Source organism: Ectopseudomonas oleovorans (genome assembly GCF_003052605.1).
GTDB lineage: Bacteria > Pseudomonadota > Gammaproteobacteria > Pseudomonadales > Pseudomonadaceae > Aquipseudomonas > Aquipseudomonas oleovorans_A.
In genome coordinates this window covers 1-21,040 of record NZ_QASO01000069.1, presented here as the reverse complement: position 1 = coordinate 21,040, position 21,040 = coordinate 1, and the positions used below count along the sequence as shown (strand labels likewise).

Annotated in this window: 20 protein-coding genes; 12 read left to right on the top strand and 8 right to left on the bottom strand. The window is 61.0% G+C overall.

The window, feature by feature from the left end; translation table 11 throughout:
* Positions 1 to 83 precede the first annotated feature (83 nt).
* From DBO86_RS11830 to DBO86_RS11805, 6 genes are all read left to right on the top strand, one after another.
* Positions 84 to 2,777 (top strand): [protein-PII] uridylyltransferase, encoded by a 2,694-nt coding sequence (locus DBO86_RS11830; protein WP_004424004.1) that lies wholly within the window; start codon positions 84 to 86, stop codon positions 2,775 to 2,777.
* A gap of 15 nt (positions 2,778 to 2,792) precedes the next feature.
* Positions 2,793 to 3,989 (top strand): succinyldiaminopimelate transaminase, encoded by a 1,197-nt coding sequence (dapC, locus tag DBO86_RS11825; RefSeq protein ID WP_004424001.1) that lies wholly within the window; start codon positions 2,793 to 2,795, stop codon positions 3,987 to 3,989.
* A 155-nt stretch (positions 3,990 to 4,144) separates the two neighbouring features.
* A complete protein-coding gene (locus tag DBO86_RS11820; protein WP_074855682.1) occupies positions 4,145 to 4,492 on the top strand; it encodes an ArsC family reductase in 348 nt (115 codons plus the stop codon).
* Between the two features lie 38 nt (positions 4,493 to 4,530).
* Positions 4,531 to 5,565, top strand: a complete 1,035-nt coding sequence (gene dapD, locus DBO86_RS11815; protein WP_004423993.1) for a 2,3,4,5-tetrahydropyridine-2,6-dicarboxylate N-succinyltransferase — start codon at positions 4,531 to 4,533, stop codon at positions 5,563 to 5,565.
* 72 nt (positions 5,566 to 5,637) lie between these two features.
* Positions 5,638 to 6,843, top strand: a complete 1,206-nt coding sequence (locus DBO86_RS11810) for an aminotransferase class V-fold PLP-dependent enzyme (RefSeq protein WP_108233754.1) — start codon at positions 5,638 to 5,640, stop codon at positions 6,841 to 6,843.
* 118 nt (positions 6,844 to 6,961) lie between these two features.
* Positions 6,962 to 7,375, top strand: coding sequence for a SufE family protein (locus DBO86_RS11805; RefSeq protein WP_004423988.1), 414 nt, complete (start codon positions 6,962 to 6,964; stop codon positions 7,373 to 7,375).
* Between the two features lie 67 nt (positions 7,376 to 7,442).
* On the opposite strand, the gene DBO86_RS11800 is transcribed toward DBO86_RS11805, so the two are convergent.
* From DBO86_RS11800 to tcdA, 3 genes are all read right to left on the bottom strand, one after another.
* Entirely contained in the window at positions 7,443 to 7,913 is a 471-nt protein-coding gene (locus tag DBO86_RS11800; RefSeq protein ID WP_004423985.1) for a YehS family protein, read from the bottom strand.
* A gap of 39 nt (positions 7,914 to 7,952) precedes the next feature.
* The gene (locus DBO86_RS11795) at positions 7,953 to 8,747 is read right to left on the bottom strand and encodes a substrate-binding periplasmic protein (protein WP_074855677.1); all 795 of its coding nucleotides are present in this window, start codon (positions 8,745 to 8,747) and stop codon (positions 7,953 to 7,955) included.
* Between the two features lie 148 nt (positions 8,748 to 8,895).
* Positions 8,896 to 9,705: a tRNA cyclic N6-threonylcarbamoyladenosine(37) synthase TcdA gene (gene tcdA / locus DBO86_RS11790; protein ID WP_004423981.1), complete on the bottom strand. Its 810-nt coding sequence runs from the start codon at positions 9,703 to 9,705 to the stop codon at positions 8,896 to 8,898.
* Between the two features lie 366 nt (positions 9,706 to 10,071).
* Between tcdA and dapE the strand changes: the two genes are divergently transcribed.
* From dapE to DBO86_RS11770, 3 genes are read left to right on the top strand one after another with little or no spacing between them, the layout of a single operon-like run.
* The gene (dapE, locus tag DBO86_RS11780; protein WP_084341456.1) at positions 10,072 to 11,214 is read left to right on the top strand and encodes a succinyl-diaminopimelate desuccinylase; all 1,143 of its coding nucleotides are present in this window, start codon (positions 10,072 to 10,074) and stop codon (positions 11,212 to 11,214) included.
* Positions 11,211 to 12,023: a putative RNA methyltransferase gene (locus DBO86_RS11775; protein WP_004423978.1), complete on the top strand. Its 813-nt coding sequence runs from the start codon at positions 11,211 to 11,213 to the stop codon at positions 12,021 to 12,023. Before dapE ends, DBO86_RS11775 begins: the two co-directional genes overlap by 4 nt.
* Positions 12,024 to 12,028: 5 nt before the next feature.
* Entirely contained in the window at positions 12,029 to 12,400 is a 372-nt protein-coding gene (locus tag DBO86_RS11770; RefSeq protein WP_074855675.1) for a hypothetical protein, read from the top strand.
* A 712-nt stretch (positions 12,401 to 13,112) separates the two neighbouring features.
* Here the strand turns inward: DBO86_RS11770 and DBO86_RS11765 are convergent.
* From DBO86_RS11765 to DBO86_RS11745, 5 genes are all read right to left on the bottom strand, one after another.
* The gene (locus DBO86_RS11765; protein ID WP_004423973.1) at positions 13,113 to 13,322 is read right to left on the bottom strand and encodes a cold-shock protein; all 210 of its coding nucleotides are present in this window, start codon (positions 13,320 to 13,322) and stop codon (positions 13,113 to 13,115) included.
* Between the two features lie 229 nt (positions 13,323 to 13,551).
* Complete coding sequence (locus DBO86_RS11760) at positions 13,552 to 14,544, bottom strand: DUF4340 domain-containing protein (RefSeq protein ID WP_104727210.1); 993 nt, start codon at positions 14,542 to 14,544, stop codon at positions 13,552 to 13,554.
* A gap of 183 nt (positions 14,545 to 14,727) precedes the next feature.
* Positions 14,728 to 16,554 (bottom strand): GldG family protein, encoded by a 1,827-nt coding sequence (locus DBO86_RS11755; protein ID WP_108233753.1) that lies wholly within the window; start codon positions 16,552 to 16,554, stop codon positions 14,728 to 14,730.
* Positions 16,555 to 16,566: 12 nt separating this feature from the next.
* Positions 16,567 to 17,298, bottom strand: a complete 732-nt coding sequence (locus DBO86_RS11750) for an ABC transporter permease subunit (RefSeq protein ID WP_003244158.1) — start codon at positions 17,296 to 17,298, stop codon at positions 16,567 to 16,569.
* Positions 17,298 to 18,218 (bottom strand): ABC transporter ATP-binding protein, encoded by a 921-nt coding sequence (locus DBO86_RS11745; RefSeq protein WP_108233752.1) that lies wholly within the window; start codon positions 18,216 to 18,218, stop codon positions 17,298 to 17,300. The genes DBO86_RS11750 and DBO86_RS11745 overlap by 1 nt, the downstream gene beginning before the upstream one ends.
* A 514-nt stretch (positions 18,219 to 18,732) precedes the next feature.
* On the opposite strand from DBO86_RS11745, the gene DBO86_RS25850 reads away from it, so the two are divergent.
* The 3 genes from DBO86_RS25850 (at position 18,733) to DBO86_RS11740 (ending at position 20,619) form a co-directional block, all read left to right on the top strand.
* Entirely contained in the window at positions 18,733 to 19,701 is a 969-nt protein-coding gene (locus tag DBO86_RS25850; protein WP_146173200.1) for an MvdC/MvdD family ATP grasp protein, read from the top strand.
* A complete protein-coding gene (locus DBO86_RS25845; protein WP_146173199.1) occupies positions 19,698 to 19,907 on the top strand; it encodes a hypothetical protein in 210 nt (69 codons plus the stop codon). The genes DBO86_RS25850 and DBO86_RS25845 overlap by 4 nt, the downstream gene beginning before the upstream one ends.
* 112 nt (positions 19,908 to 20,019) lie before the next feature.
* The gene (locus tag DBO86_RS11740) at positions 20,020 to 20,619 is read left to right on the top strand and encodes a hypothetical protein (RefSeq protein WP_039964472.1); all 600 of its coding nucleotides are present in this window, start codon (positions 20,020 to 20,022) and stop codon (positions 20,617 to 20,619) included.
* The last annotated feature ends 421 nt before the right edge of the window (positions 20,620 to 21,040 follow it).

The window sequence follows — 21,040 nt, the reverse complement described above, 5'->3', positions numbered from 1 at the left end:
GCGATCCGTAGGGTGCGCCGTGCGCACCATTGAAGCTTGTGGTGCGCATAGCGCGCCCCACCTTATATAAGGAAGGCAACTGCATGCCGCAGATGGACCCCGAACTGTTTGACCGCGGTCAGTTCCAGGCCGAGCTGGCCCTGAAATCCAGCCCCATCGCCGCATTCAAGAAGGCCATCCGCGGCGCGCATGAAGTGCTCGATGCGCGCTTTCGTGCCGGCCGTGACATTCGCCGCCTGGTCGAGGATCGCGCCTGGTTCGTCGATCAGATCCTGCAGGAAGCCTGGAAGCGCTTCACCTGGAGCGAGGATGCCGACATCGCCCTGCTCGCCGTTGGCGGCTACGGCCGTGGCGAGCTGCACCCTTACTCGGACATCGACCTGCTGATCCTGCTGGGCAGCAATGATCACGAAATCTTCCGCGAGCCGATCGAAGGCTTTCTCACCCTGCTCTGGGACATCGGCCTGGAAGTCGGCCAGAGCGTGCGCTCGGTCGACGAATGCGCCGAAGAGGCGCGCGCCGACCTGACGGTGATCACCAACCTGATGGAAAGCCGCACCATCGCCGGCCCCGAACACCTGCGCCAGCGCATGCAGCAGGTGACCAGCACCGATCAGATGTGGCCGAGCAAGCACTTCTACCTGGCCAAGCGCGACGAACGCAGAGCGCGTCATGCCAAGTACAACGACACCGAGTACAACCTCGAACCCAACATCAAGGGCTCGCCCGGCGGCCTGCGCGACATCCAGACCGTGCTCTGGGTGGCGCGCCGCCAGTTCGGCACGCTGAACCTGCAAGCCCTGGTCGGCCACGGCTTCCTGCTGGAAAGCGAATACACCCTGCTGTCCTCCAGCCAGGAATTTTTGTGGAAGGTGCGCTACGCCCTGCACATGCTCGCCGGGCGCGCCGAAGACCGCCTGCTGTTCGATCACCAGGCCAAGATCGCCGCCCTGTTCGGCTATCAGGACGGCGACGGCAAGCGCAGCATCGAACACTTCATGCAGAAGTACTACCGCGTAGTGATGGGGATTTCCGAGCTGTCGGACCTGATCAACCAGCACTTCGAGGAAGTGATCCTGCGCGCCGGCGAAAGCGGCCCGGCCACGCCCCTGAACAGCCGGTTCCAGGTGCGCGACGGCTATATCGAAGTCACCCACCCGAACGTGTTCAAGCGCACGCCCTTCGCCATCATCGAAATCTTTGTGCTGATGGCGCAGCACCCGGAAATCAAGGGTGTACGTGCCGACAGCATCCGCCTGCTGCGTGACAGCCGCCACCTGATCGACGACGAGTTCCGCAAGGACATCCGCAACACCAGCCTGTTCATCGAGCTGTTCAAGTGCAAGGAAGGCATCCATCGCAACCTGCGGCGGATGAACCGCTACGGCATTCTCGGCCGTTATTTGCCGGAGTTCGGCCATATCATCGGGCAGATGCAGCACGACCTGTTCCACATCTATACGGTCGATGCGCACACGCTCAACCTGATCAAGCACCTGCGCAAGTTTCGCTGGCCGGAGCTGGCAGAGAAATTCCCTCTGGCCAGCAAGCTCATCGACAAGCTGCCCAAGCCGGAGCTGATCTACCTCGCCGGCCTGTATCACGATATCGGCAAGGGCCGTGGCGGTGATCATTCGGAGCTGGGCGCGGTGGACGCCGAAGCCTTCGCCCGCCGCCACCACCTGCCGGCCTGGGACAGCGCGCTGATCGTCTGGCTGGTGCAGCACCACCTGGTGATGTCCACCACCGCGCAGCGCAAGGACCTTTCCGACCCGCAGGTGATTCACGATTTCGCCCAGTTCGTCGGCGACCAGACGCACCTGGATTATCTCTACGTGCTGACCGTGGCCGACATCAACGCCACCAACCCCAGCCTGTGGAATTCCTGGCGTGCCAGCCTGCTGCGCCAGCTCTATACCGAGACCAAGCGCGCCCTGCGCCGCGGCCTGGAAAACCCGCTGGATCGCGAAGAGCAGATTCGCCAGACCCAGAGCGCCGCCCTCGACATCCTGGTGCGCGGCGGCACCGACCCGGACGATGCCGAACAACTGTGGAGCCAGCTGGGCGACGACTACTTCCTGCGCCACACGGCCAACGACGTGGCCTGGCACACCGATGCCATTCTCCAGCATCCCAACGATGGCGGTCCGCTGGTGCTGATGAAGGAAACCACCCAGCGCGAGTTCGAGGGCGGCACGCAGATCTTCATCTATGCGCCGGACCAGCATGACTTCTTCGCCGTGACCGTAGCCGCGATGAGCCAGCTCAACCTGAACATTCACGACGCACGGATCATCACCTCCACCAGCCAGTTCACCCTCGATACCTACGTGGTGCTGGATGCCGACGGCGGCTCGATCGGCAACAACCCGGCACGCATCCAGCAGATTCGCGAAGGCCTGATCGAAGCACTGAAGAACCCGGACGACTACCCGACCATCATCCAGCGCCGCGTACCGCGCCAGCTCAAGCACTTCGCCTTCGCGCCGCAGGTAACCATTCACAATGATGCGCAGCGCCCGGTGACCATCCTCGAACTGACCGCACCGGACCGCCCCGGCCTGTTGGCGCGGATCGGGCGAATCTTCCTCGAATACGACCTGTCGTTGCAGAACGCCAAGATCGCCACCCTCGGCGAACGGGTCGAGGACGTATTCTTCATTACCGACGACAAGGGCCAGCCGCTGTCCGATCCCGAACTCTGCGCACGCCTGCAGGAAACCATCGTCCGTCGTCTGTCCGAGCCCAGTATCCAGCCGGCCCAATTTTCCATCTGATTTGCGGAAGTATAGATGAACCCAGCTCTCGACCAGCTCCAGCCCTACCCCTTCGAGAAACTGCGCGCCCTGCTCGGCAGCGTGCAGCCACCGGCCGACAAGCGTGCCATCGCCCTGTCCATCGGCGAACCCAAGCATCGCTCGCCTGACTTCGTCGGCCAGGCGCTGACCGCCAATCTCGACAAGCTCGCCGTCTACCCGACCACGCTCGGCTTGCCGGAGCTGCGCCAGAGCATTGCCAACTGGTGCGAACGTCGCTTCGGCGTGCCGACTGGCTGGCTGGATGCCGCACGCCACGTGTTGCCGGTCAATGGTACCCGCGAAGCGCTGTTCGCCTTCACCCAGGCGGTGGTCGACCGCAACGCCAAGGGCCTGGTGGTCAGCCCCAACCCCTTCTATCAGATCTATGAAGGTGCTGCGTTCCTTGCCGGTGCCGAACCACACTACCTGCCGTGCCTGGAAGCCCACGGCTTCAACCCGGACTTCGATGCCGTGCCGACAGAGATCTGGCAGCGCTGCCAGATTCTCTTCCTCTGCTCGCCAGGCAACCCCACCGGCGCCCTGATCCCGGTCGAGACGCTGAAGAAACTGATCGTCCTGGCCGACGTGCACGACTTCGTCATCGCCGCCGACGAGTGCTACAGCGAGCTGTATTTCGATGAGGACGCACCACCGCCCGGCCTGCTCAGCGCCTGCGCCGAACTGGGCCGCAGCGACTTCAAACGCTGCGTGGTGTTCCACAGCCTGTCCAAGCGCTCCAACCTGCCGGGTCTGCGCTCGGGCTTCGTCGCTGGCGACGCCGACATCCTCAAGCACTTCCTGCTCTATCGCACCTACCACGGCTGCGCCATGCCGGTACAAACCCAGCTGGCCAGCGTTGCCGCCTGGAATGACGAAGCACATGTACGCGCCAACCGTGACCTGTACCGCGAGAAGTTCGCTGCCGTGCTGGACATCCTCGCCCCGGTGATGGACGTACAGCGCCCCGATGGCGGCTTCTACCTGTGGGCACGTACTCCGGGTGACGACACCCTGTTCACCCATGACCTGTTCGCCACCGAGCACGTCACCGTGGTGCCCGGCTCGTACCTGTCGCGCGAAGTGAACGGCGTCAACCCGGGTGCCGGCCGTGTGCGCATGGCACTGGTAGCACCACTGGCCGAGTGCATCGAGGCCGCCGAGCGTATTGCCCGTTTCATTCGCAGCGCCTGAGCCTCTGCAGAGCCTGTGGGCGGGGCTTTAGCCGCTAGTCTCCGACTCCGTAACACATCGCAGCGACAGCCGCCGCCACGTCTGGACGCGACGTGGCATAATGGCCCGCCGTATTTCCCGGACCTTCCGGCACGCCACTCATCAGAGGAAGATCAATGAGTTACGTCCTGTATGGCATCAAGGCCTGCGACACGATGAAAAAGGCCAGAACCTGGCTCGATGAACACCAGGTCGACTATGCCTTTCACGACTACAAGAGCGTCGGAATCGACCGTGCAAACCTGGAAAAGTGGTGCAACGAGCATGGCTGGCAGACCATCCTGAACCGTGCCGGCACCACCTTCCGCAAGCTGGACGACGCGCAGAAAGCCGATCTCGACCAGGCCAAGGCCATCGAACTGATGCTGGCCCAACCCTCGATGATCAAGCGCCCGATACTCGACCTGGGCGACAAGACCCTGGTCGGCTTCAAGCCGGATAACTACCAAGCCGCGCTGGCCTGATCAACCTCACCCGATTTCGTTGCAAGGAACCCCATCTAATGAGCACCTCCCTTTACAGCATCGCCTTTGGTGTTGGCACCCAGAACCGCCAGGGCAACTGGCTGGAAGTCTTCTACGCCCTGCCGCTGCTCAATCCGGCCAGCGAGCTGGTAGCCAAGGCCGCCGAGAAGCTCGGCTACCAGGGCGGCAACCAGGCCATCGCCTTCACCACCACACAGGCCGCTGACCTGGCCGAAGCCCTGAAAGGCGTGGACGCCGCTCAAGCGGCTCTGCTGACCCGTCTGGCCGAAAGCCACAACCCGCTGGTCGCCACCTTCCTGGCTGAAGATGCCGCGCTGACCAGCACCCCGGAGGCCTACCTCAAGCTGCACCTGCTGTCGCATCGTCTGGTCAAGCCGCACGGCCTGAGCCTGGCCGGCATTTTCCCGCTGCTGCCCAACGTGGCCTGGACCAGCCAGGGCGCCGTCGATCTCAGCGAGCTGGCCGAGCGCCAGCTGGAAGCACGCCTGAAGGGCAAGCTGCTGGAAGTCTTCTCGGTGGACAAGTTCCCGAAAATGACCGACTACGTGGTGCCGGCCGGTGTGCGTATCGCCGACAGCGCCCGTGTGCGCCTGGGCGCCTATATCGGCGAAGGCACCACCGTGATGCACGAAGGCTTCGTCAACTTCAACGGCGGCACCGAAGGCCCGGGCATGATCGAAGGCCGCGTTTCCGCTGGCGTCTTCGTCGGCAAGGGTTCCGACCTGGGCGGCGGCTGCTCGACCATGGGCACCCTGTCCGGCGGCGGCAACATCATCATCAGCGTCGGCGAAGGCTGCCTGATCGGTGCCAACGCCGGCATCGGCATCCCGCTGGGCGACCGCAACACCGTCGAAGCCGGCCTATACATCACCGCAGGCACCAAGGTGAACCTGCTCGACGAGGGCAACGCCCTGGTCAAGGTGGTCAAGGCACGCGACCTGGCTGGCCAGCCGGATCTGCTGTTCCGTCGCAACTCGCTGACCGGCGCCGTGGAGTGCAAGACCCACAAGTCGGCCGTCGAGCTGAACGAAGCCCTGCACGCCCACAATTGATCGTCATACCTCCCCTCTCCCTCCGGGAGAGGGGCCGGGGGTGAGGGCAAAACCACGCGGATCTGACAAACCATGTCACTGACCTCCCCCTGGCGTGCCGACTTCCCCGGCATACTCGCCCTCGAAGCCGAAGGCCAGACCTATCTGGACAGCGCCGCCACTGCGCAGAAACCGCAGGCGGTGCTGGACGCCCTGCTCGGCTACCTGGGCAGCGGCGTGGCCAATGTGCATCGTGCCCAGCACGTGCCAGGCGAACGTGCCACACGCGCATTCGAGGCCACACGCAGCCAGGCGGCACAATGGCTGAATGCGGCCGGCAGCGATGAGATCATCTTTACCCGCGGCAGCACCGAATCACTCAATCTGCTGGCCTATGGCCTGGAGCATCTGCTGCAGCCGGGCGAGCAAGTCGTCATCAGCGCGCTGGAGCATCACGCCAATCTGCTGCCCTGGCAGCAACTGGCCAAGCGCCGCAATCTCGAGTTGGTGGTATTGCCGCTGGATCACACCGGCAGTATCGATCTGCAGCAAGCGGCTCGGCTGATCGGCCCGCGCACCCGACTGTTGGCGGTCTCGCAGCTGTCCAACGTGCTTGGCCGCTGGCAACCGCTTGCCGAGCTGCTGGCCCTGGCACGCGCGCAAGGCGCATTCAGCGTGGTCGACGGCGCGCAGGGTGCGGTGCATGGTCGCCACGATCTGCAGGCGCTGGGCTGTGATTTCTACGTGTGCTCGTCACATAAGCTCTACGGCCCGGATGGCATCGGCCTGCTGTATGGCCGCCGCGAAGCGTTGGGCAAATTGCAGCACTGGCAATTCGGCGGTGAGATGGTGCTCGATGCCGACTACCAGAGCGCGCGCTTTCGCCCTGCTCCATTGGGTTTCGAGGCCGGTACACCAGCGGTTTCAGCGGTCATAGCCCTGGGCGCAGCACTGGACTGGCTAAACGGGCTGGATCACACCGCCGTGGCACGTCATGAAGCGGCCCTGCATGCCGAACTGCTGGCCGGCCTGCAAAGCCGCAACGGCGTGCGTCTGCTCGGCGAGCCGCAACTGGCGCTGGCCAGTTTCTGCGTCGACGGCGTACATAACGCCGACCTGGCTCACCTGCTCAGCGAACAGGGCATCGCCGTGCGCGCCGGGCATCACTGCGCCATGCCGCTGATGAAAAGCCTGGGGCTGAGTGGTGCGATTCGCGTCTCGCTGGGTCTGTACAACGACAGCGAGGACCTGCAGCGATTTTTCAGCGCTCTGGATAACGCCCTGGAGTTGCTGCGTTGAAGCGCGGCCAATGGTTCGTCGTAGGAGCGGCGTCAGCCGCGAATATTGGCACCCGGAGCATCGCAGCTGAAACGGAATGCCGCCCAGCCGCTCCTACATGCTACGGGAGTCTCTCGCCATGAGCCTGTCAGTCGCCGCTCAGGAAGCACTGGAAGCCTTTGCCGCCTGCCACGGCTGGGAACAGCGCGCGCGCCTGCTGATGCAATGGGGCGAACGTCTGGAGCCATTGAGCGAAACCGAACGCCTCGACGAGCACCGCGTGCATGGCTGCGAGAGCCCGGTCTGGCTGATCGCCGAACAACGCGACGAGCACCTGCACTTTCGCGCCAGCAGCGACGCCCGCCTGCTGCGTGGCTTGCTGGCGGTGCTGCTGGCGCGTGTCGAAGGTCTGCCTCGCGCCGAGCTGGCCAGTGTCGATCTGGTCGACTGGTTCAACCAGTTGGGGCTGCAGCGGCAGCTATCGCCCTCGCGCAGCAATGGTCTCAACGCGGTGCTGCAGCGTATGCGCGAGTTGGCGGGGCGCTCCGCCTAAAAACCATTCGTCGCGGGGCGCTTGCCGCCACTCCATCGCGTAGGAGCCCCGCCCCGGGGCGAAGCTTTCAGTCGCTCTTGCCCCGCTCGCGCAACGTCAGCCCCCGCAGAAAATTGCGCAGGATCTGATCGCCGCACTCGCGAAAGTGCTTGTGACCCGGCGCGCGAAACAGGGCGCCAAGCTCGGCCTTGGTCATCGGCAGGTCGACCGCTTGCAAAAGCGCCTGGATATCGTCGTCGCGCAGCTCGAAGGCCACGCGCAGCTTCTTCAGGATCAGGTTGTTACTCAGGCGTTTTTCCACCGGCAGGCGCGGCCGGCTAACGTCCTTGCCACGCTTGTAAAACACCAGGCCTTCAAGCACGTGCGCCAGCAGCACATCGCTGCAGGAACGATACCCAGGCTCGTCCTCACGCAGCAGACAGGCCGAGATCAGGCCCGGTTCGACGGGATAATCCGCCAACCGGCATAGCTCTTCCAGCTTGCCATCGCTGACATCCAGCAAATAGCGCAAGCTGCGCAGTACATCGTTATTGAGCATGCAGAAAACTCTTGGAGGAAGGGGGTAGGCAGGTGCGCTTCAGTCCCGCACGGCCTGGGCCGAGGTGCTGGGTTTCCAGTCATCGGCGTTACCGGAATTAAGCGCCTGCTGTAGACGCTGCAGGTCACCACGCTGGGCAAAGTCACGCAGCCTGGCATTGAACACGCGCAACAGCTTGACACTCTCAGGATCGTCCTTGCGAAACAGCAAGCGCAGCGGCTCGGTATTCAACTGCCGCGGATGATGCACGATTTTACCGCCATCTTCCGGAAACAAACGATTCAACATGGCATAGCCGACAGCGCGGTCCTGTGGATGCAGGTCGATACGCCCCAACTCCAGAAGACGAAAGCTGGTGTCCTCCTTGCCATTCTGCTCGACGCTCAGGCGGCCAGCCTGCAGCGCATCGTCGAACGCCGGGCCGTAGGAGTAACCCAGCGTCGTGCCGATGTGATACTTCAACAAGTCCTCGACCGAGGTCCAGTCGAACGCCTGATCGCGACGATGGAACAGAACGATCTCCCCGCGCACCAGCGGGTCGCTACAAATGCCGTAATTGAGCCGACTGGGGCTGCAGCTATAGGGCATGATCGCGTGCAACTGCCCCTGCTGCAGCATCAGTACGTTGCGGTCCCAGGGATGGAAGATGAATTCGACCTGGTAACCCGCTTCAGCGAACACTGCGCTGATCAGTCGCGCCAGAGCGCCACCATCACTGCGCTCCTGGTCGACATAGGGCGCCCAGTCGCCGGTGCCGATACGCAGCTTCTGCGGCTCGGCCTGAACGGGCCCAAGGGCTACCAGCAAAACAGGTAGCGTCAGGGAGGCGAGCATCCGTGCCCAGCGTCTTCTCAGCGAGACGCTACAAAACAGGTACGACACAAATCACCTCTGATACGGATCATGTTCGACGTCTCCCTGTCGGCTACTGCAACCTCTCCCTTCGCCCAGCATAGTCAAACGCAGCGCGCACGGAAGTTTCTCAGGTTTTCGATTGGCGCTCTGCCGGACGACGGGCGCCAGCCACCAGTTTGTCTACCAGCTTGGCCGCAGCGGCCATGCCGAAGCTGGCGGTGACCATCATCACCGCGCCGAAACCGCCCGCGCAGTCGAGCTTCACCCCTTCACCGACGAAGCCCTTGGCCTGACAGACCGTGCCATCCGGCTTGGGGTAACGCAGTTGCTCGGTGGAGAACACGCAAGGGACGCTGTAGGTGCGGCCCGGCGTACGCGAGAAGCCATAGTCGCGGCGCAACAGGCTGCGTACCTTGGCCGCCAGCGGGTCGTTGAAGGTCTTGTTCAGGTCGGTGACCTGAATCTGCGTCGGGTCGACCTGCCCGCCCGCGCCGCCGGTGGTGACGATCTGGATCTTGCGCCGCTTGCACCAGGCGATCAGCGCCGCCTTGGCCGGCACGCTGTCGATGCAGTCGATCACACCGTCGAGCTGTTCGGTGATGTACTCGGCCATGGTCTCGCGGGTAACGAAATCCGCCACCGCGTGCACCACGCAAGCCGGGTTGATGGCGCGGATGCGCGCGGCCATCTCGTCGACCTTGGCCTTGCCCACCGCGCCTTCGACGGCGTGCACCTGGCGATTGGTGTTGGTGATGCAGACATCGTCCAGGTCGAACAGGGAAATCTCGCCGACGCCCGAACGCGCCAGCGCCTCGGCCGCCCAGGAACCGACGCCGCCGATGCCGACTACCGCCACGTGCGCCGCTGCCAGTCGTTGATAGCCCTCCTGGCCGTAAAGCCGGGCTATGCCGCCGAATCGCTGATCGTCAGTACCCATCACACCCCCTGCAGGAAGGCGCGCATTATAGAGATAGCACCCTGCCCACCCAAGCCTGTCGAACAGGTCAGCCGTCGGCCTAATGCCAGTCAGTTAAGCGTCGACGTTGCCAATGCGTAGGAGCGGCGCCCCGCCGCGAACCAGGGCGATGCGCAATTGAAAAGCTTCGCCCCGGGGCGGAGCTCCTACGAAAGGCCGCTTTGGCAGCCTTATCTGATCGGCATTAGCCGTCGTCAAGCAGTACGCCGCATCCGGCGCTTCGCGCCACCTTCTCCCAGAGGGAGAAGGGCATCAAGGATGGCGTCGCTGCGCGACTTTCACGGTAATATGGCCAGCCTTCACGCTAGCCGCCGTACCGGAGCCGCAATGACCGCCACCCTCACCCCGACCCTGGAACTCGCCTTCGACCTCATCCGCCGTCCGTCCGTGACTCCGGTCGACGAAGGTTGCCAGGAGCTGATGATGCGCCGTCTGGCCGCGTGCGGCTTCGAGGTTGAGCGCATGCGCATCGAAGAGGTGGAGAACTTCTGGGCCAAACGTGGTGGCGACGGCCCGGTGCTGTGCTTCGCCGGCCACACCGATGTGGTGCCCACCGGCCCGCTGGACGCCTGGCAGTACCAGCCGTTCGACGTGCGCGTCGATGAAGACGGCATGCTCTGCGGCCGTGGCGCAGCGGACATGAAAGGCAGCCTGGCGAGCATGATCATTGCCGTGGAGCGCTTCGTCGCCGACTACCCGAACCACAAGGGCGCCATCACCTTCCTGATCACCAGCGACGAGGAAGGCCCGGCTCAGCATGGCACCAAGGCGGTGGTCGAGCGCCTGCGCGAGCGTAACGAGCGCCTGGACTGGTGCATCGTCGGCGAACCGTCGAGCACCACTCTGCTCGGTGACGTGGTGAAGAACGGCCGCCGTGGCTCCCTCGGCTGCACCCTCACCGTGTACGGCAAACAGGGCCACGTCGCCTACCCGCACCTGGCGAAGAATCCGATTCATCTGGCCGCCCCGGCGCTGGCCGAACTGGCCGCCGAACATTGGGATCATGGCAACGACTACTTCCCGCCGACCAGCTTCCAGGTGTCCAATCTCAACTCCGGCACTGGCGCGACCAACGTCATCCCCGGCGAACTGAAGGCGGTGTTCAACTTCCGCTTCTCCACCGAATCCACCGTCGAGGAGCTGCAGCAGCGCGTCACCACCATTCTCGACAAGCACGGTCTGGACTACCACCTGGAATGGGCGCTGTCCGGTCTGCCGTTCCTCACTCAGCCGGGCGAATTGCTCGACGCCGTGGCCGCCAGCATCAAGAACGTCACCGGTCGCGAGACCACGCCGTCCACCAGCGGCGGCACCTCCGACGGTCGCTTCATCGCCACCCTGGGCACTCAGGTGGTCGAGCTCGGCCCGGTCAACGCCACCATCCACCAGATCAACGAGCGCGTACTGGCCAGCGACCTCGATCTGCTCACCGAGATTTACTATCAGACGCTGGTAAAACTCCTCGCATGAGCCTGATCTGCCCCATCTGCCAGACGCCGCTGGAGCCGAGCGCCAGCGGCCTGGCCTGTGCAAACCGCCACAGCTTCGATCGCGCCCGGCAGGGTTACTACAACCTCCTGCCGGTGCAACACAAAAACAGCCGCGCCCCCGGCGACAACGCCGCCATGGTCGAGGCGCGCCGGCGTTTTCTCGAGGGTGGCCACTACGCACCGCTGGCCGCACGCCTGGCCACACTGGCTGCCGACTACAAGCCGGCGCGCTGGCTGGATATCGGTTGTGGCGAGGGTTACTACACCGAACAGATCGCCCGTGGCCTGCCCGCCGCCGACGGTTATGCCCTGGATATCTCCCGCGAGGCGGTGAAACGCGCATGCAAACGTGCTGCGCAGCTGAGCTGGCTGGTGGCGAGCATGGCCCGTGTGCCATTGGCCGATGCCAGTTGCGACCTACTGGCCAGCGTCTTCAGCCCGCTCGACTGGGCCGAAGCCAAACGCCTGCTCGCACCCGGCGGCGGCCTGCTGCGCATGGGCCCAACCCGCGTGCACCTGATGGAACTGCGCCAGAAGCTGTACGACGAAGTACGCGACTACGACGACGAAAAGCACCTGGCGCTGATCCCTGCGGGTATGCACCTGGCCCACAGTGAGACGCTGCTGTTCCCGCTGCACCTGGCCGACACCCAGGCCCGCGCCGACCTGCTGGCCATGACGCCACACGGCTGGCGCGCCAGTGCCGAACGCCGTGAAGCAGTGATCGCCGAGCCCTTCGAAGTTACCGTCGCCATCCGCTACGATTGGATCGTCAAAACTCAGGAATGAACCTAATGCGCCAACCGGACATCGAGATCTACCTCAAAGACGCCGAACGTGATGCCGTGGCGCAATGGCTGGGTGAAGCACTTGGCCCATGCAGCGACTGGCAGCAGAAAGGCCAGACCTTCAAGTGCAAGGCCGGTGACGTGCCGGTGACCTGGTTGCCGAAAGCCGTGGGCAAATGGCACAGCCTGTACCTGGAAAGCGACGCCACGCCCTGGGCCGACGACCTGGCTTGCGCCCGCGCCGCCCATGCCGCGCTCGGCGTACAGATTCGCTGCGCACCCGGCACCTGGGTCGAGGATGAAAGCGACGAGCAAGCCGACCGCTGGATCAAGGTCGACGCCGATGGTGAAACCGAAATCGTCTGGCGTACTGAATAAAAGCGGCCGCTTGGCTAATGCTGATCAGATAAGTTCGTCACCACCCCCTCCTACTTGCAGTAGAGGGGGCGCTTTTCGTAGGAGCCAGCTTGCTGGCGATGCTTTTTATGGCGGATCGCCGGCAAGCCGGCTCCTACAAAGATCGAGTGCAACGGCTTAACTGACTGGCATTAGCCGCTTGGCGGCCATCTGATGACCCTCTCCCGCTTGCGGGAGAGGGTGCCCGAAGGGCGGGAGAGGGTCAGGGGTCTCACGCTACGAGATTTTTGAATCGACAGCGAATCAGGACGACAAAGCTTCGCCCCGGGGCGGGGCTCCTACGCAAAGCTGCGTGGGGTGATTAGCTTCGCCCGTAGCCCAATGAAATCCGCGGATCAGCGCATTTTCCGGATTTCATCCGTACAGTGTTCTTCACCTTCGCGGCCCAAACAGACCACAAACAACAAGGCCGATCATCGACGGTAACGCTGTTCACTTAAGCGACGGTCGGACGCGTTCAGTGCCCTCTCCCCTCTGGGGAGAGGGTTAGGGCGGGCCGCGTTCGGAGAGGTTGGAGCCAGCAGGCAGTTTCGCGGTGTTCTCGGCCCTCTCCCCCAGCCCCTCTCCCATGAATGGGAGAGGGGAGCTACCCGCGAAACCCGCCCTACGAATACAGCGCCCACAAACAACAAGGCCCGTCATCGACGGGCCTTGTTGTATTTCGAGCTGGAGCTCAGACCGCGGAGACGTCTTCCGCCTGCAGGCCTTTCTGGCCCTGGGTCACACCGAACTCGACCTTCTGGCCTTCGACCAGGGTGCGGTGGCCGTCGCCACGAATGGCGCGGTAGTGAACGAATACGTCCGGGCCGCTTTCGCGCTGAATAAACCCGTAACCCTTGGAATCATTGAACCATTTGACGGTTCCCGTCTCACGATCTGCCATTACCAACTTCTCCAAACTCGCTATGTTTTTATTGTCCCGAAGGCGCTTTGACGGCTCGGTAAAAACGCTCTTCTCAGCGTTCGCCACCCCCGGCAATCGAGCATGGAGCAGGTCAAGCGATTCGCGTTCTTGCTGCAGTCGAAGGCCGAGTATAAAGCATGGATTGTGACTGAAAAGCACTTTTTCAAAACCGCCACGAACCCAGAAGATATGCGGGTTACAGCTCGTTTTATGGGCTTTTGACTAACAGATCGCGCAACTTCTTCGCCAGCCGCTGCACCTGATCAGGCTCCAGTCGATATGCCCAGTCACTGCGCGCACTCACCTCTGCGGCGTTGAAACCTTCACGCTCGCCAAGCACCAACCAATACTGCTCACCCTGCTTGTACAACGCTCCTTCGAGCTTTTCCTCGGCAAAACCACTGAGGCTGAACTGCAGCACCGGCGCCTGCTTGAAACCTATCTGCGCCAGCGGCGCGGCATCAGCGAACTGCAGGTTGGAGAAGACCAGTGCGACACCATTGGCCGCACCCTCGAAGCTGAGTTTCTGCTCCTTGCGCAGCTCTGCGACAGCGAAGTTGTACTGCTGGGCATCGGCACGCGTCAGGGTAAGTTTCTCGCCATCGGCGTAGCGCAGCTCAAGGCGCGCGATGCGCGTGAAGGGAATGTCGGTGACACGCCGATCCAGCCAGTCCAGCTCACGCGTCGGCACCTGCAACTGCTGATCGATCAGCCAGACCTGATTCTCGCCGGCACGACGCACCAGTTGCCCACTGCCTTGCTGAGACGGATTACCCAAGCGCAGCCCCAGGTCGGGATGGCCGTCGAAGTGCAGCTTCAGACGCAGCGCCTGCTCATCAGCCGCCCCCTCCTCGGCCAGTCCCAAACGAGCATGCCACTGCGGGTTGGCGGTCTTGGCCTCCTGCGTGCGCGCCTCACGCAATGCCCGCAGCAGTTCGGCCAGCGCTTGCGGCGCCGCCGGATAGTCGGCCTTCGCCGGCACCACCCAACCATCTTCACGCCGCTCGATGCGTACCGAGGGCTGCCCCGGCGCCTCGATCTCCAGCGCCTGCAGCGTATTCAGATAGCCCTGTTCGGCTGCCAGCCAGGGCGCCGACTCGACTTGCGCCGTGCTCTGCTGCTGGCCGCGCTGCACGGCCAGGTAACCCAGCACGCAAAGCAGCACGATGATGATCAATGCGATCAGACCTTTACGTCCCATGATCTCCTCACAAGTGAATGACTATGCGCGTGGATATCGCGTTTTACATCCACCGCAGCGGTGGATCGGTAAAGCGTGATCCACCCTGCGCACGCTCTTTGTGGGAGGGGCTTTAGCCGCGACTGTCGCCGCTGAAGCGCCTCCCACAGGTGGAGCCCTCAGCCCCACCAACTGGTATCGGCCTCACGCGCGACGACGGCGCCGCCACAGCCACAACGCCAACACGCCCAGGGTCAGCAGCGCCGGCACCAGGGCGATATTAATGATCTTCAGCGTGCGGCCCAGCGCCTCGATATCGGCATTGAGCTGGTAGCGCACCTCGCGCAGCTCCTTGCGAATCTCCAGCTTCTGTTGGATGAAGCGCTGCAACGCGCCCTGCTGCTCAGGCGTGAGCTCCAGGTTTGGATCGTCGCTTTGCTGTAGCGCCGCCAGTTGCTGCTCGGTTTCGGCCAGGCGTGCCTGCAGTGCCTGCTCCTTGTCACGGAAACGCTGTTCGGCGGCGCGCTGCAGCTCCTCGACCACCACGAACGGACGGCTGAAGCGACCACGCGAACGTACGCTGATCAGCGCCTCAGAGCCGGTCAGGTTGTCCAGCGCGTTGATGGTGAAGCTGCCGTTATCCGCCCAGGGTTGCGGCATGCGCTGGCCGAAGAAGTCCTGCACCTGCACCCACATGCGATCACTGAGGATGTCGGTATCGGCCACGGCGATGACGTTGATGTTGTCTGCCTGCCTGAGACCGTCCTTGCGCCCCTCGATGCCATCGGGGAAGGCGCTCTGCGCCGGACCGTCGATACGCGCAGCGATGGTGTAGCGCTCGCCGGTCGGCTCCAGTTCGCGGATCAGCTCCTCGGGGTTGCTGAGCATGGCGAAGCGCTGGGCGTCGAAGGGCATGGCGTATTCGGAGCTTTGCATCAGCGGGGTAAAGCGCGTCTTCGCCCCTTCCACCGGCTCGAGAATGCCGGCGGTGGCGACGGTGACGTTCTCCAGCCCAGCCGTGGCGATATCGGTCTGATCCAGCGCCTTGCGCGGCAGGCTCAGCCAGGCAGCGTGACGAACCGGACGCTGGCCCTGACCACGGTTGACCGACATGGCGTAGGAGCCGTCACCGAGCACCTTGTCCGGCACCATGCGCAGCCCCCAGGCCTTGAACAGCGACTCGATATTCGACGCCCGGTCCACCGCCACTTCACCCGGCATATCACCGGTATCGGCCTCGGCATAGGGATCGACGAACACCATCAGCTTGCCGCCGCGCAGCACGAACTGATCGATGGCGTACAGGGTCTGCTCGGGCAGGTTCTTCGGATGCACCAGCCAGAGCACCGAGACCTTGTCGGGAATCTGGTCGACATCGCTCTGGAGCTGCTCGATCTGGAACAACTGGCGCACCTGCTCCAGCACCATCCACGGCGGCGTCGGCTGCCGCGCCATCATGTCGAAGCCACCGGTCATCGGCAGCCCGGAGAGCACGCCAACCACCGGCAGCTCCGGCTTGGCCAGGGTCTGCACCAGGCGGCTCAGCTCGTACTCCAGATGCTCCTCCTGATCCAGGGCGAAGAACGGGATCACCTGGGTGTTGTCCAGGCCGTTGGTGCCAGCCAGGCCGAAGTAGATCGAGTCACCGCCCTGCTGCAGCGGGATGCCCTGCAGACCGAACTGCGCGGCCTTGTCCTCGTCCTCGGAGAACGGCTCAGGGTCGATGATATGCAGGCGGATCTTGCCGCCAGCCTGGGCCTGGTAAGCCTTGAGCATCTCCTCCACGCGCTGGGCGTAGGTGCGCAGCGCCGGCAGGTTCTTGGCCACCTTGTCCGAATAGAAGAAGTACAGGTTGATCGGCTCGTCCAGCTCGGCAAGGATCTGCTTGGTGCCGTCGGAGATGGTGTAGAGCTTCTGCTCGGTCAGGTCCAGGCGCGCACCGCCCAGGCCCAGGCCGGCCAGCAGGTTGAAGGCGAGAAAGGCCACCGCGATCAGCAGCAACCCGGCGCCGGAATAGATCAGCTTTTTCATGGGCGCGTTCCTTCAGTCGGCTTTCTTCAGGTCGATGACCACAGCGGTGGCAGTCAGCCAGGCGGCGATCAGCGAGAGGAAATACAAAAGGTCGCGCAAATCGATCACGCCCTTGCTGATGGCGTCGAAACGCACCAGAAAGCTCAGCGAGGCGATGGCGTCCACCAGCCACTGCGGCGCCCAGGCGAAGGCGTCGAGCACCATGGGAAAACCGCTGACGATAAACAGGAAGCAGGCACTGACCGCGAGGATGAAGGCGATCACCTGGTTCTTGCTCAGCGCCGACATGCACGAGCCGATGGCCAGATAGGCGCCGGCCAGCAGCCAGCTGCCGATATAGCCGGTGACGATGGCGCCGTTGTCCGGCTCGCCCAGGTAGTTGACCGTGATGATCATCGGGAAGGTCAGCAGCAACGCAATGCCGGCGAACACCCAGGCCGCCAGGAACTTGCCGGTGACCGCCTCGAAGCGGGTGATCGGCAGGGTCATCAGCAGCTCGATGGAGCCGGACTTGCGCTCCTCCGCCCACAGGCGCATGGCAATCGCCGGCACCAGGAACAGATAGAGCCAGGGGTGGAAATTGAAGAAGGCCGAGAGATTGGCCTGGCCGCCTTCGAAGAAACCGCCCAGATAAAAGGTGAACACCCCGGACAGTACCAGGAAGATGACGATGAACACATAAGCCAGCGGCGTGGCGAAGTAGCTCGCCAGCTCGCGTTTGAAGATCACGGGCAACTGGGTCATCACTGCTCTCCCCGGGTCAGCGTGCGGAACACTTCATCGAGCCGGCCGCGTTCCACATTGAGTTCCTTGACCTTCCAGCCGCGTTCGGCAATCAGCGCATTGACCTGCGGGAAGATCACCTCGCCCGGCTGCGCCAGCACGCTCAGGCTGTGCTCGCGGGCGTTCTCCTCGACACCGGCAACGCCCGGCAGCGCCGCAAGAGCTGCCTGGTCCAGCGCCTCATCGGCCACCAGCGTCACCGCCTGGTGATAGCGCGAGCGGCTTTCCAACTCCAGCGGCGTGCCATCGGCCAGCAGGCGGCCCTGGGCGATCACCACCGCGCGGGTACACAGCGCCGTGACCTCTTCGAGAATATGGGTGGAAATGATCACGATCTTGTCTTGCGCCAGGCCCTGGATCAGTTGGCGCACCTGATGTTTCTGGTTGGGGTCGAGGCCGTCGGTGGGCTCGTCGAGAATCAGCACACGCGGATCATGCAGAATCGCCTGGGCCAGGCCAACGCGGCGCTTGAAGCCCTTGGACAGCGTCTCGATGCTCTGCTCCAGCACCTTCTCCAACTCCACCTGCTGCACCGCGCGCTGCACGCGCTGCTTCTTCTCGGCACCGCGAAAGCCACGTACCTCGGCGATAAATTCAAGAAAACCACGCACCGTCATGTCGCCGTAGCACGGCGCACCCTCCGGCAGATAACCGATCTGCCGCTGGGCCTCGAGGGTCTGGGTCTGAATATCGCAGCCGAGGATGCTCGCCGTGCCGGAGGTCGGCGCGAGAAAGCCGGTAAGCATCTTCATGGTGGTGGATTTGCCGGCCCCGTTGGGGCCGAGAAAGCCCAGCACTTCCCCTGGCTGGACCTGGAACGACAAGTCATCGACTGCCGTGTGCTGCGCAAAACGCTTGGTCAGGTTTCTTATATCGATCATGGCCTCTCACCGTCGCGAAGGGCCTGCGCTCAGCGAAACCATCGCTAAAGCGCAGGCCGCAAGAACGCCGGGCGCAAACAAAAGCCTGCTCCCGGACGAGGGCAAGACCGTAGCAAAATCAAAAAGTTCAGTCAGCAAGTTGCAACAAGCAGTAAAAGGAATATAGCTTCAGCAAACGGACAGCTTCATGACGAAGCTCAACGCCTCATGGCGAAGCGCCATTTGCCGATGGATACATGGCCTGGGCGTTCAAGGCTTAGCGCGCGGAACACAAACAGGGTGTTCTGGCTGTTTTTTGAGCAACTGTAAGCAATGAGGCAAAAGAGGAAGTCAAGCGAATACGCCCAAGGATCAGGAGCTGGCTGGTAATGCCATGATTTTAAAAAGAATTTCCCAGGGTAACCATGATGATGGTGCGGAGTTAGATGGAAGGCTCTACTATCGCGTTAGTACCGCCTTCCGTCTAATCACTGTTAGCTTTGCCAGAAATTCGATCAGAGGAGAATGATAGACAATGATATTGGTATTAAGTGATAAGTTTGACAAGCACGCTGATGTCGTATGCGGAAAGCTGAATAGAAGCAATGAAAAATACTTTAGATTTGATTTGGATACAGATTCACTGAAGTCTTCAAGGATTACATTTTTTGAGGAGAAATGGAGTATTCAACAGAATGATCTTTCGATTAACTCAGATCAGATAGATAAGGTTTGGGTGCGCCGACCTTTTGTTGAAGTCTCCTTAGAGGAGGCTAATATAAACGATCCAGGATTTAAAATATGGCGTGGGGAATGGAATAAAACATTGCTTGGGCTGTACAATACATTAAAGACCGTAAAATGGCTAAATCCATTAGCAAAGTCATATCAAGCAGAAAATAAATATCTACAGATGGATATGGCAAGAAATATTGGATTCACATTGCCACCATTAATTGTAAGCAATGACAAGAAGGAGCTTTGCAATTTTATCGATATTTATGGTGATGTGGTTTTGAAGCTCATGAATCAAGAGTTTTATCAGGACTCCGACGGAAGCTTCAAAGGCTTATATGTAAACAAAGTTTCAGAGGCTGAAATCTGTGACTTCGGCGACATCAATGAAAATCCAATTGTTCTTCAGGCGTATGTAGAAAAAGACTATGAGGTTAGGTACACAGTGGTCGGTCAAGATCATCATGTGTGCCAAATTCAATCTCAAAAATCAAAATTAGCAAGTATTGACTGGAGGAGGTATGACATTCCAAATACACCGCATCATCCAATAGAGCCTCCTAGCGAAATTCGAGAGAAGGTCAATAAATTCATGACGTCTCTAGATCTTGAATTTGGTGCTTTAGACTTTATTGTTACGCCATCTGGCGAGTGGCATTTTTTAGAAATCAACACAATGGGGCAATGGCTATGGATTGAAGACTTAACTGGCTTAGGTATATCGGATTCAATTGTAAGTTTTTTATCAAAAAAGAAGGGTGAAAAATGAAAGTATTCGCTATGAAATTTCTAGAAGCTCCAAGTAACGATGAGATTGTTCAAGATGAATGGAGTTGGACTCCTGCAAATCCTGATGCTCAGAAAATTTATGGCTCAGGCGCGTCAACAAGCACAGCTCAATCAACTTATGCAGCTGAGAAAGATGACCGCTCTGATTCTGATCGCCCGAATGAGGGGATGCTTGTAGCTGCGTAAAAGCTAACAAAAGCATCAACTCGGACTCCGCAAGCTGTTGCGATTTTTGTGTGCAAAAACCGCAGCAGCTTGCTTCACCGGTTATGCTGGCGTTATGCATGCAGGAGCAAAAATGCAGAAGCCTGATATAGCGCTAATATATGAAGACAGTTTGCCGAGCGAGATTTTTGAAGAATTTAGGACATCGTTTGATAACGAAGAGCTAAATATATTAGTTGATTCCAGACCGCCGAGCGGGCCGCAAGCATGCATAGAGTGGTTTATTCCAACTTTAGTGATGATCTTCATAGCCAAATCATACTTCGGTGGCTTTTTCAATGAGCTGGGTAAGGCTCATGGCCTCGCACTCAATGCAAAACTCTCTGGCCTAGCTACAAAAATAATGTCAACCCCACGAATTGAACCGATACTTTCTGGCTCATCCGGAAAATTAAGCACTGGAAATCCATACTCGTTAGCATTCTCAATATTTGCCGAAGCAAACGATGGAAAAAAGTTCAAATTGCTGATTCCCAAACCTTCTGAAGAAAACAACTACAACGAAATAATTAATATTTTCCTAGAGTTTTTATCTGAGTATCACTCAGGCATAAAAAACCTAGAAGACACCGGTTTTGATTCATGCGCAAAACTAACGAGTGGTACGATTTTTGTTCAGGTCAATCAAAAGACCAAATGCGTCGAGTGGCTCGATCAAAGAAATTACCACTAAAGCATAACAACTGGTTCAAACCGTTCGCTTCGCTCACTCGGGACGGGCTAAAGCCCAATGTCATCAACCTAAGCTGCAGCCCTGCCCAAGGCAACCCCCCCGAAGCAGCCAGCCGCCATGGCCGTCGGGCGATGACCAGGCCTCTGCCGCTCAATCAGGCGGTCTAGCTGGGCTGGCGGTGATGTGAGCATCGTCTGTTCCGGCTGTCTAGGCGAGATTTCTCGTTCTCCGGACGAGCCTATGCTGACCGCTTGTGGCCAGCTTTTTTGCACGGAGGTTGGGCGGTGGTGTTTCTTCAGCGCGTCGGTTTGTAGCCCTCACAACCTCGGCTGGCTGCGCGTTTGCGTTGGCGCGCAAAGCTACGGCCTGAGCGTACGGCACTGAGGCTTTTAGCCATCAAGGCCAGCACATTGCTCAGCCC

Coding starts and splice junctions, on each gene's coding strand:
- DBO86_RS11830 (WP_004424004.1), top strand. CDS start 84: ATGCCGCAGATGGACCCCGAACTGTTTGACCGCGGTCAGTTCCAGGCC.
- dapC (WP_004424001.1), top strand. CDS start 2,793: ATGAACCCAGCTCTCGACCAGCTCCAGCCCTACCCCTTCGAGAAACTG.
- DBO86_RS11820 (WP_074855682.1), top strand. CDS start 4,145: ATGAGTTACGTCCTGTATGGCATCAAGGCCTGCGACACGATGAAAAAG.
- dapD (WP_004423993.1), top strand. CDS start 4,531: ATGAGCACCTCCCTTTACAGCATCGCCTTTGGTGTTGGCACCCAGAAC.
- DBO86_RS11810 (WP_108233754.1), top strand. CDS start 5,638: ATGTCACTGACCTCCCCCTGGCGTGCCGACTTCCCCGGCATACTCGCC.
- DBO86_RS11805 (WP_004423988.1), top strand. CDS start 6,962: ATGAGCCTGTCAGTCGCCGCTCAGGAAGCACTGGAAGCCTTTGCCGCC.
- DBO86_RS11800 (WP_004423985.1), bottom strand. CDS start 7,913: ATGCTCAATAACGATGTACTGCGCAGCTTGCGCTATTTGCTGGATGTC.
- DBO86_RS11795 (WP_074855677.1), bottom strand. CDS start 8,747: ATGCTCGCCTCCCTGACGCTACCTGTTTTGCTGGTAGCCCTTGGGCCC.
- tcdA (WP_004423981.1), bottom strand. CDS start 9,705: ATGGGTACTGACGATCAGCGATTCGGCGGCATAGCCCGGCTTTACGGC.
- dapE (WP_084341456.1), top strand. CDS start 10,072: ATGACCGCCACCCTCACCCCGACCCTGGAACTCGCCTTCGACCTCATC.
- DBO86_RS11775 (WP_004423978.1), top strand. CDS start 11,211: ATGAGCCTGATCTGCCCCATCTGCCAGACGCCGCTGGAGCCGAGCGCC.
- DBO86_RS11770 (WP_074855675.1), top strand. CDS start 12,029: ATGCGCCAACCGGACATCGAGATCTACCTCAAAGACGCCGAACGTGAT.
- DBO86_RS11765 (WP_004423973.1), bottom strand. CDS start 13,322: ATGGCAGATCGTGAGACGGGAACCGTCAAATGGTTCAATGATTCCAAG.
- DBO86_RS11760 (WP_104727210.1), bottom strand. CDS start 14,544: ATGGGACGTAAAGGTCTGATCGCATTGATCATCATCGTGCTGCTTTGC.
- DBO86_RS11755 (WP_108233753.1), bottom strand. CDS start 16,554: ATGAAAAAGCTGATCTATTCCGGCGCCGGGTTGCTGCTGATCGCGGTG.
- DBO86_RS11750 (WP_003244158.1), bottom strand. CDS start 17,298: ATGACCCAGTTGCCCGTGATCTTCAAACGCGAGCTGGCGAGCTACTTC.
- DBO86_RS11745 (WP_108233752.1), bottom strand. CDS start 18,218: ATGATCGATATAAGAAACCTGACCAAGCGTTTTGCGCAGCACACGGCA.
- DBO86_RS25850 (WP_146173200.1), top strand. CDS start 18,733: ATGATATTGGTATTAAGTGATAAGTTTGACAAGCACGCTGATGTCGTA.
- DBO86_RS25845 (WP_146173199.1), top strand. CDS start 19,698: ATGAAAGTATTCGCTATGAAATTTCTAGAAGCTCCAAGTAACGATGAG.
- DBO86_RS11740 (WP_039964472.1), top strand. CDS start 20,020: ATGCAGAAGCCTGATATAGCGCTAATATATGAAGACAGTTTGCCGAGC.